At 51.1% G+C, this 4,093-nt stretch carries 2 protein-coding genes; both read left to right on the top strand.

What is annotated here, in order from left to right; all coding sequences use genetic code 11:
- Nucleotides 1-85 precede the first annotated feature (85 nt).
- Nucleotides 86-2,611: a TcfC E-set like domain-containing protein gene (locus KDK14_RS20080; protein ID WP_257267005.1), complete on the top strand. Its 2,526-nt coding sequence runs from the start codon at nt 86-88 to the stop codon at nt 2,609-2,611.
- A gap of 302 nt (nt 2,612-2,913) precedes the next feature.
- Entirely contained in the window at nt 2,914-3,951 is a 1,038-nt protein-coding gene (locus tag KDK14_RS20075) for a hypothetical protein (RefSeq protein WP_257267004.1), read from the top strand.
- Nucleotides 3,952-4,093: the final 142 nt, after the last annotated feature.

Genomic DNA, 4,093 nt, shown 5'->3' with positions numbered 1-4,093 from the left:
CATTTTTCATCCCTGAGGGTGGCGCAAAATATTTTCACGCGCCATGGGCATTTGAGGTTAAACAACCAGGATAAGATCACCCATTATGCGTCGTTGGAAGTGCATTGTTAGTTTATTTTTTGCATTGTTCCTGTGCGCCCTGCGCCACATGGCGTTTGCCAACGAGCCTATTTTTCTCGCCACCACCAACCCCCCTCCCGGTTTTGAAGAACTGAGCGGCACTCAGCAATCTCTGGTAGATATCTATTTCGGCAACCGCTATATCGGTTCCCAGTTGGCCTCATTTAGCCCAACGATTATTGAATTGCCCAACCCTGCCGAGCTGGTTCGCCAGATTGGCAACCTGAATGACCCAGCACTGATCGTCAGCACCCTGACCGGCGAATTGAACAGCCATGCTGACCTGGTGTGCCTGAATGGTTCGTCACAAAACTGCGGTATTCTGGCAACACCGGTGGCTGGGGTAATCTTTGATGAATCCCGCTTTCGTGTGGACATATTCATCAACCGTCGTTTTATGCTGACCCGCGCAGCTGATGTGCGCAAATACCTGCCACCTTCCGATGCAGGCTTTGCCCTGATGCAGAACTTCTCTGCGGCAGTTTCCGGTTCCAGCTCTGAAAGCAGCGATAACAGTTACACGCTGAATGGGCTGACCATGGCGGCCCGGGAAGAGAACAGCCTCTATTGGAGCTGGGACTATTCCGATACCAACCACTTCTCCGTCAGCCAGTTCTATGGTCAGCGGGACTTTGAAGGACTGGAATACAACGGTGGTCTTTTATCCACCAGTGGTTTTGGTCTGAACCTGACCTCTGACCAGCCTATGGTCGGCCTGCGCATAAACAGTTCCGACAATACCCGGGAAGACCTGGACTTCTCCGGTGGTATGCCGGTAGCCGTGTTCCTGCCCACCCGTGGCCGGGTGGAAGTGCGCAAAGATGACCGCCTGATCGACAGTGCTTTTTTCGAAGCGGGTTCCCAGCAGCTGGACACCTCCGGCTTCCCCAGTGGCGCTTATGATATTGAAATCCGTATCGTTGATGAGGCCGGCAACCTGATCACCACAGAAACCCGCTTCTTTGCCAAGCAGAGCCAGATCCCCCCCGTCGGTGAATGGCTGTTCTTTGCAGAAACCGGCCAGGTGGTGAACCGTCAAGTGGATAAAGCCCTGCCAGAGCTTACCAAACAATGGCTGACCCGTGCGGGCACCAGCCGCCGCGTACACGATACCCTGGCGGCTACGGGTGCGGTGGCCATCAATAATGACGATGCCCTGATGGAATTCGGGCTTTACCACTTCGGCTACCGTTATGAAATTTCTCCATCGTTGATGCTGGCGGATAATGGCAGCAAAGGCTTTATCGTCAACAGTCGTCTGAGCCTGGCAGACTTATCACTTTCGGGCAACTATCGTCGTTTATGGCGCGATGAGTTATTAACTGATGAGGTTGATGGTGATGGCAATGAAATCCCCGGCCTGTTTGGCAACGCCTTTGAACAGCACTCTGTTTCGGCTGCAATGCCGCTGCTGGACGGCAGCCTTGGCTATCGTTACAGCCTGAACCAGAGCTATGACGACAATAATGAAGAGCAGGACCCGACCCGTACCCATAGTTTGGATTACCGTCGCACTCTGTTTCGAACCTTTGATTACGACGGCGATGTGACCTTGAGCTTGAGCAAGTCCGGTGATACCCAGATTGGCCTGGTCAGCTTCAGCTTCCGTTACCGTCAAGACCGTTGGAACTTTCGGGCCACTCCACGGGCAGAGATCAACAGGCAAAATGGTCAAACCGAACGCTCTGAACGACTGCGGATCTCTACCTCGTGGAATGATGGTGATCTGCTGGATGGTGATTTGCGTTTTGATGCTGGCGTTGAAGGTGGCACCGGTGATGAACGTATGGATGGCAGCGTGCAGTACGCTAACCGTTATGGCCGGGCCAGCTTCAGTGCCAGCCACACCAGGAGCAGTGACAGTAATACCACCTCCTGGGGTGGCAGTATGAACACCAGCTTTCTTACCGATGGCGACGTGTTTGCCCTGGGTGGTGAAGAGCGTGCCGAGAGCGCCCTGGTGGTGAACCTGGAAGGTCGCGCCGGTGATGTATTTGACGTCAAGGTAAATGGCCAGCGTCGTGGCTATGCCATTGCTGGCTCCCCATCCATTATTGCCCTGACACCCTACGAGCAATATCGGGTTAGCCTGAGTCCGGCCGGTGAAACCCTGTACAGCTTTGATGAACGGGAAAAAACTGTGACGCTCTACCCAGGCAATGTGGTAACTCTGGATTACGAAGCTATTCCACTGCAACTGCTATTTGGACGACTGCTGTTTAATGGTCAACCACTGGAAGGAGCCCGTATTAACGGTGGCCTATTCCCTGGCAGTACCGATGATATCGGTATGTTCCAATTGGAAACCCGTTCGGATGTAGGCAACCTTCAGATAGAGCTTGATAACGGCTGGCTATGCCAATTGCCAGTACAGCCACTGGATGCCGGTTACGTATTACAGATGGGCACCATCGATCTTGCTGATGCCCAGTGTGAACCTCTGCTGGAGGGGCAGCTGGCGATAAGTAAAAGGAGTGAGGCAGAAGAATAAGCGAGTGCTTTTTCACCACAGAGGCTCAGCCCGGATATTTCATAAACATGCTACCGATGTCGCTTGTCCTTTGCCGTGCTAACAAACGCCTATAATGCCTCGTTGCGTAGTTATCTGGACGGATCTTCTGGTGCATACAGGGATACCGTCACAGTGACTGCGGTCTGAACTCTTAATCTTCATAAGCCAGAGTTAATCAGGTACTATGCTTGGGAGGCTGTTCTGGTATCGGTATAACTCGATTTGTGGAGAGGCTACCTTACTGACAAAAATAATAACTGTAGTCACAGGAGTACTGCATTATGTTACTCAATGCTTTTTTTATTGTTGCCTTCACACTTTTTTTCTCTCCGGTTTCCCTTGCTGATAGTGATTGCAATAAGTCCGACGCCGACTGTGACAACAGCAGTGACTCAACCTATGAATACTGGATCAAAATTAAACGACTGTACCCCATTGATATGGGGCAGTGGGGGGGTGAAGAGATTACCAGTGGCGCTACCGAGGCTGCAACCGATGGCCGCTTGTTTTGTCTCATTGCATACCGGGAAAATCTGGGCAGGCCAAAAAATCGTGTGCTGAACGATTTAGAGGTGCGCTTTGATGGTCCCAAACAGAATGGACAGTATGTTCTTGAGGGCGGATCCAATCACTTGCCCGTTACATTGACCCTTGTTGGTGCAGATGGCGACTCCCAAAGTGGTTTTTCTGATAATCTGTTAAATGCACCTTTCAATGTTATGGCCAGCCAGCAACATCAGCAGTGTAGAAATAACGAGTATATTCTGCGGGCTGAAATCCAGCGATCAGATATTCTCAACAACGCGTTTACCAACCGGTACGAAAGCCAGTTCACCTTAATTGCCGAACGCTACAGTCCTCAGCTCACCGTTGAAGTTGAATTTACGGTTTCTATTGAGCTGGAGCCTGTGGTGCGGATTTCCGGCCTGGAAGATATGACCATTCATTATACTGCTGGCAGCAATGTCGATCAGGAGCAGACCTTCTGTGTCTACGGTTTTGGCACTACCAATTTTAAAATTGGTGGCGAAAGTACCTATGGGAGCGGTCAGTTTTTCCTGTCCAATGGTAATGACAATATTGAATATGGCCTGGCTGTTGGCAAAGTCGGCAGTAGTGGGCAGGGCAATACGAAAGCACTTGCTGAAGGTGGCGGCTATGAAACACACCCCTCATGGCAAGCGTCTGATTCCATCGACTGCGATAATGGCAATTCTGAAAATATGCGGCTGAACATCACGATTCAAAATAGTGAGATCAGCGGCAAGCCGGCAGGGGTTTATCAAGATACTGCTTATTTGACGGTGGCTCCTGATTAAACAGTTGCCATTGGCTCATTTGCTATCGAATGATATTGCCAAAGAAAGATCCCTGACTGAACCGTAGGAGGCTGTCCGAGAATAGCCCCCGACTGGGCGTCCCCGTAGCGAGGACGACAGAAAATTGAGGATAAAAATTCGG

The organism is Endozoicomonas sp. ONNA2 (assembly GCF_024606365.1).
Taxonomy (GTDB): Bacteria; Pseudomonadota; Gammaproteobacteria; order Pseudomonadales; family Endozoicomonadaceae; genus Endozoicomonas.
Note: the sequence above shows the minus strand (reverse complement) of the source record. Positions and strands in the feature narration are given on the sequence as shown.

What these genes read in the sequence shown, in the direction of transcription:
- KDK14_RS20075 (WP_257267004.1), top strand. Translation starts at nt 2,914, where the DNA reads ATGTTACTCAATGCTTTTTTTATTGTTGCCTTCACACTTTTTTTCTCT.
- KDK14_RS20080 (WP_257267005.1), top strand. Translation starts at nt 86, where the DNA reads ATGCGTCGTTGGAAGTGCATTGTTAGTTTATTTTTTGCATTGTTCCTG.